This window comes from Aquimarina longa SW024 (assembly GCF_001401755.1).
Classification (GTDB): Bacteria; Bacteroidota; Bacteroidia; order Flavobacteriales; family Flavobacteriaceae; genus Aquimarina; species Aquimarina longa.
Genome location: NZ_KQ474116.1, coordinates 2,495 through 8,475, shown reverse-complemented (window position 1 = coordinate 8,475; position 5,981 = coordinate 2,495). Strand labels below are relative to the sequence as shown.

Below are 5,981 nucleotides of genomic sequence, written 5' to 3'. Positions count from 1 at the left end.
ATCTTATTCCTGAATTTTCAGAATCATTATAGTGAGCGGATTTAAGGTACTCTAGTTCTCTGTTTTTAACTAATTCAACCCATTTTTCTTCATCTTGTTTTTGGATTACATCATCATACTTTTTATAAATATCTAGGATTTCTTTCTCTAGTTGATCTTGATCCATTTCTTTAAGTACTTGTGATTCGCTCCATCCTTTTAATTCGTATGGTACTTCTGCCTCGAATGTAAACGTTTCTTCATAATAAGGTAATCCATCAGTAAGAGTAGCATAATGTTCTTTTACGATATCATAGTTTCCTGCTTCATATGGTTGTTTTTTATCTCGCTTAAATATTTTAAGCCTAAAACTATCATCAGCATCTATAGTTGTATATTCTTTACCATCTATTTTACCTAGCGGAAATAGCTTGATGGTTACTTCTTGAAGACCACTTTGTAAAATCATATCATTAATCGGAGTCGCATGATTCATTAAGCCTACATTTTCATAATGTTCAAAGGTTAGTATTCCATTGATATAGATTTCATAAAAACATCCACTTTGGTATCCTTCGATATAATATTGTGGCATGGTAGTATAGTCTAGCGAGTCTACATTACTATATAATTGTTCCATAGGTCTTTTCATATTGTTTTTTTTATGATCTTGTGCGCAAGAACCACAAAAAACAAAAACCAATAGTAAAACAGTAGCCCAATAATAAGAGGTGTGTGCTTGTAATTTAATCACTTTTATCGTATGATTTCTAGTTTATTACTGCCTTTGGGTTTATGGAGGTATAAATGTTTTGATCGTCTTACTTTTCTATATTTACCATTTCTTTCTATCTTAACTCCAAACGAATAAGCTGCTTTACCTTTTCTTTCAGTACTTTTCAATACAGCCAATTTGCCATTTCCTTCGAGTTTTATTTTATAAATGTCTAAAGGAAACTCTTCTACAAAATCGCTATCGAAAACACTAATAAAATAATCTATTCTACTTTTTATTTTTGAGTTTTTGAAGTCATTATAATGAACCGATTTGAGATATTCTAATTCTCTTTTTCTTACCATTTCAACCCATTTTTTCTCATCTTGTTTTTGGATAACATCATCATACTCGTTATAAAAATCCAGAATTCCTTGCTCTAGTTCTTTTTGATCTAGCTCTGTAAGTACTTGCGATTCGCTCCATCCTTTTAATTCATAGGGTACTTTTGCTTCAAACGTAAATGTTTCTTCATAATAAGGTATTCCTGCATTAAGAAAAGCACCTCCACGTTCTCCACTTACCGTAGGAGCAAAATATTCTTTAACCACATCATAGCCTAATGCTTCATAAGGTTGTTTTTTATCTCGTTTATAGATTTTTAAACGAAATCTGGCATCTGCATCTATGGTAGTAAATTCCTGATCGTCTATCTTGCCTAAAGGAAATAACTTTACTGTTACTTTTTGAGTACCACTTTTTAAGATCATATCATTAATTGGGGTGGCATGATTCATTAATCCTACATTTTCATAATGTTTAAAGACTAATACATCATTGATATAGATTTCATAAAAACACCCACTTTGATAGCCTTCTACAAAGTATTGAGACATTGTAGGATAATCTAGCGAATCTACACTAGTATATAATTGTTCTATAGGTCTTTTCATATTATTTTTTTTATGGTCTTGTGCGCAAGAGCCACAAAACACAAAAACCGATAGAATAACAGTAGCCCAATAATAAAAGATGTGTGTATGTAATTTCATCATTGTTACCGTATAATCTCTAGTTTATTACTGCCTTTAGGTTTGTGGAGATATATAAATCTCGAAGTTCTTACTTTCTGTCTTTCTCCTTGATAGTCTATATTTTCAATAAATGAAAAAGCTGATTTACCTCTTCTTTCTGTACTTTGCAATGACACCACTTTTCCATCTCCTGAAAAAATTATTTTGTATTTATCCAGTGGTTTTATTTCAATATCTTCGTTATCAAAGGTATTTGTGAAATCATCTATTCTTAATTTAATTTTTTCTTTATCAAAAAAATCAGCTGAATGAATTTCTTCTTTTTCTGATTGTATAACGATATCTACCCATTTTTTTTCATCTCGTTTTTCTAATATTTGCCCATACTCTTTATAAAAAGCTAAGATCTCTTTTTCTAGTTTATCTTTGTCAATATCTGTAAGTATTTGCGATTCACTCCATCCTTTTAACTCATAAGGCACTTCTGCTTCGAAGATAAATGTTTCTTCATAATAAGGTAATCCATCGGTAAGAGTAGCATAATGCTCTTTTACGATGTCATAGGCTCCTGCTTCATATGGTTGTTTTTTATCTCTCTTAAAGATTTTAAGTCTAAAACTATCATCGGCATCTATAGTTGTATATTCTTTACCATCAATTTTACCTAACGGAAATAGCTTGATCGTTACTTTTTGAGGACCACTTTTTAGAATACGGCTATTAATAGGAGTAGCGTGATTCATTAAGCCTACATTTTCATAATGTTTAAAAACTAATAACCCATTAATATAAACTTCATAAAAACATCCACTCTGATAACCTTCTACAAAATATTGTGGCATTGATGGATAGTCTATTTTTTGTTTATGTAATTCGTATATCTTATTAATAGGTCTGTTTTTCATAGTTTTATTCTTTTTATGGTCTTGTGCGCAAGAACCACAAAAAACAAAAACCGATAGAATGACAGTAGCCCAATAATAAAAGATGTGTGTATGTAATTTCATCATTGTTACCGTATAATCTCTAGTTTATTACTGCCTTTGGGTTTGTGAAGAAATAAGTAGTAGAACTGATAAACTTTATATTTACCATTCTCATCTTCATCTTGTTCGATTGTAAAAAAAGCAGACTTCCCTGTTTTTTTTAAGCTTCTTAAAGTTACTAAACGCCCATTACCATAAAAAGTCATTTTATAGGGATCTAAGGGTTGTACTTCTAAAATTTCATTATCAAATGCATGTATATATTCTGTAGTCCTTTTGTTAATATTCTCTTTGTCAAAATAATCAATTGAATGAACTCTTTCTTTTTCTCTCTTCATCACAAAATTTACCCATTTTTCTTCATCTCGATTTTCTAATATTTGTCCATACTCTTTATAAAAAGCTAATATCTCTTGTTCCAATTCTTTTTGATCCATTTCTGTAAGTACTTGGGATTCGCTCCATCCTTTTAATTGATAGGGTACTTCTGCCTCAAAGGTAAATGTCTCTTCATAATAGGGCAATCCATTGGTAAGAGGGGCATAATATTCTTTTACGATATCATAATCTCCTGCTTCATATGGTTGTTTTTTATCTCTCTTAAAGATTTTAAGTCTAAAACTATCATTGGCATCTATAGTTGTATATTCCTTATCATCGATTTTACCTAACGGAAATAGCTTGATGGTTACTTCTTGAAGACCACTTTGTAAGATCATATCGTTAATCGATATAGCATGATTCATCAATCCTACATTTTTATAATGTTTAAATACCAATACATCATTGATATAAACTTCATAAAAACAACCACTTTGATAGCCTTCTATAAAATATTGTGGCATAGTGGTATAGTCTAGTGATTCTACATTACTATATAATCGTTCTATAGGTCTTTTCATATTATTATTTTTATGGTCTTGTGCGCAAGAGCCACAAAAAACAAAAACCGATAGTAAAACAGTAGCCCAATAGGATATAGCTATTTGTACCCTCATTACCATTATCGTATAATTTCTAGTTTATTACTGTCTTTAAGTTTGTGTAGCGATAGACCATGAAATATATATGCTTTTCTAGCAATTCCTTGATAGTCTCTTTCTTCTATAGAAATTAAGGCAGATTCTTTTTTATGTTCTTTACTTTCTAGTTTTACTATTTTACCATCACCATAAAAAACTAGTTCATAATTTTCAATAGGCAGCATTTCAAAAAAATTTGTTTTAATACTTTCTAAATATTCTTCTGCTATCTCTTTTGTATCTTCTTTCTTAAAATAATTAGCTTGTGCTATTTCTTTTTCTCTATTAATAAGTTTATCCTGCCAAATTTCACTATTTTTTTTTGAAATTATTTTTGAAAAATCCTTATAATAAGACAATACTTCTTTTTCTAATTCTTTTTGATCCATTTCTGTTAATACCTGTGATTCACTCCACCCTTTTAATTCGTATGGTACTTCTGCTTCAAATGTAAACGTTTCTTCATAATAAGGTAATCCATCAGTAAGAGTAGCATAATGTTCTTTTACGATATCATAGTCTCCTGCTTCATATGGTTGTTTTTTATCTCGCTTAAATATTTTAAGCCTAAAACTATCATCGGCATCTATAGTTGTATATTCTTTACTATCGATTTTACCTAACGGAAATAATTTGATCGTTACTTTTTGAGAACCACTTTTTAAGATACGACTATTAATAGGTGTAGCGTGATTCATTAACCCAACATTTTCATAATGCTTAAATACCAAAACGTCATTGACTAAAATTTCATAAAAACAACCACTTTGATACCCCTCTATATAATATTCAGGTTCAATATTATAATGTTCTACTTCTTTATATAAATTAGCTATTTTGTTAAATGAATTATTCATATTCTTTTTTTTATGATCCTGCCCACAAGAAGCAAGTGTAATGAAGCAGCATATTACTGCTATGATTTGTTTAAAACGTTTCATTGTTTATAATACTTTTCTGGTTTGTGTGGATTAAATATTTCAAAGATATAGATTCTACCTAGACTGGCTGTGCCATATCCAAATTTTGGAATTGATGTAGTTTCATTATTAGGATTTGTATCTATAAACTTTATATTATTAGATTCCAATTTAATTCTTTGAAAATACTCTCCTGTGATTCCATCAAAGAATAGAGTGTCTTCTAGATAGGGACCTAGATTTGGATGAATACCAAATCGTCGGGTGATCCCTGCGGCAGTATGTAAGTTTAGTTTTCCTTCTGCTTTTGCATGTGCTTTTATAGGAAACAATTTAAAAACCTTTTTTTGCCATTTCCCTTCTACTTTTACTTCTCCCTCTAAGGTAACTCCTATCTGCCCTTGTAACTGTATGATGTCTCCATCTTTTAAGACATTACCACCGCCACCTTCTTGATGTACAGCAGTATTGTTTATTCTAAATTCTTTTTTTAGCGTATCGTATAGGATATTAATATCAAAGCTAATAACCCCTTCTACTAAAGCTTTGACTTTAAATTCTTTCAACGCTTTGGGTAATCGTTCAGGATCGAATTCATATTCTGATGAGATTGCAATTAGAGGGTCTGCCCGTAATGTATATTGTATAATTCTGGTAACTTCTCCTAGCTTATCTTTACTTTGTTCTCTATGAAATCCAAAATTACAACTCACCTTTGGCATATGAAATGTAAGGTTGTATTGCTCCCCAAATTTTTCTGCGCTCTTTTTTAGTTTTTTAAATTTCTTAGCTACTCTAGCAGCTTTGTACATGCTTGGTGCTACCTTACCTCTGGTAAGATAAATTAATAACAGATCTATAGCAATGGAAAACAATACCATTTGGAAGATGTAATAATTAAGCACTGCCTTATAAGGTTGGATTTCTGAATAATTGATAAGCCGATCTTTATCAACCATTGCATGAAATCCTAATGCTACCTTAGTGATGCTTTCTTCTACAAATTCATCAATAATGCCTTGTAGTTTTTTCCAATCTTTTTTACGTTCTTCATTATCACCTAGCATATACTGCTCTACAAATGGCTTTACTTGATTATTAATCCATTCTAAACCTAATGCTATCCAAGACATATAATCACCATACCCAGTTACAAGGGGTACTTTTTTATCGTTATAGTATAGTATATTTTCATCATCTACTCCATAATTAAGATGTACTGCCCATACTACATCGGGGTGGATTAAAAATTGTGGAGTACGCACATATCGACAACTTTGTACAGATATAAATATAGGTACTTCGGATAACTGCAATGTAAGATA

The 5,981-nt window shown here is 30.6% G+C and carries 5 protein-coding genes and 1 pseudogene; all 6 read right to left on the bottom strand.

What is annotated here, in order from left to right; all coding sequences use genetic code 11:
• Positions 1–733, bottom strand: a pseudogene (locus N456_RS23525) (hypothetical protein); the annotation flags it as partial.
• A gap of 2 nt (positions 734–735) precedes the next feature.
• On the bottom strand, positions 736–1,749 hold the full coding sequence (locus tag N456_RS23520) for a hypothetical protein (RefSeq protein ID WP_205410302.1): 1,014 nt from the start codon (positions 1,747–1,749) through the stop codon (positions 736–738).
• Between the two features lie 2 nt (positions 1,750–1,751).
• On the bottom strand, positions 1,752–2,738 hold the full coding sequence (locus tag N456_RS23515; RefSeq protein WP_205410301.1) for a hypothetical protein: 987 nt from the start codon (positions 2,736–2,738) through the stop codon (positions 1,752–1,754).
• A gap of 2 nt (positions 2,739–2,740) precedes the next feature.
• Positions 2,741–3,712, bottom strand: coding sequence for a hypothetical protein (locus tag N456_RS23510; protein ID WP_148639442.1), 972 nt, complete (start codon positions 3,710–3,712; stop codon positions 2,741–2,743).
• A gap of 5 nt (positions 3,713–3,717) precedes the next feature.
• The gene (locus N456_RS23505; protein WP_062063032.1) at positions 3,718–4,677 is read right to left on the bottom strand and encodes a hypothetical protein; all 960 of its coding nucleotides are present in this window, start codon (positions 4,675–4,677) and stop codon (positions 3,718–3,720) included.
• Positions 4,674–5,981 (bottom strand): hypothetical protein (locus N456_RS23500; protein ID WP_082422641.1); only part of this gene is annotated, 1,308 nt, incomplete at its 5' end. The genes N456_RS23500 and N456_RS23505, both read right to left, overlap by 4 nt.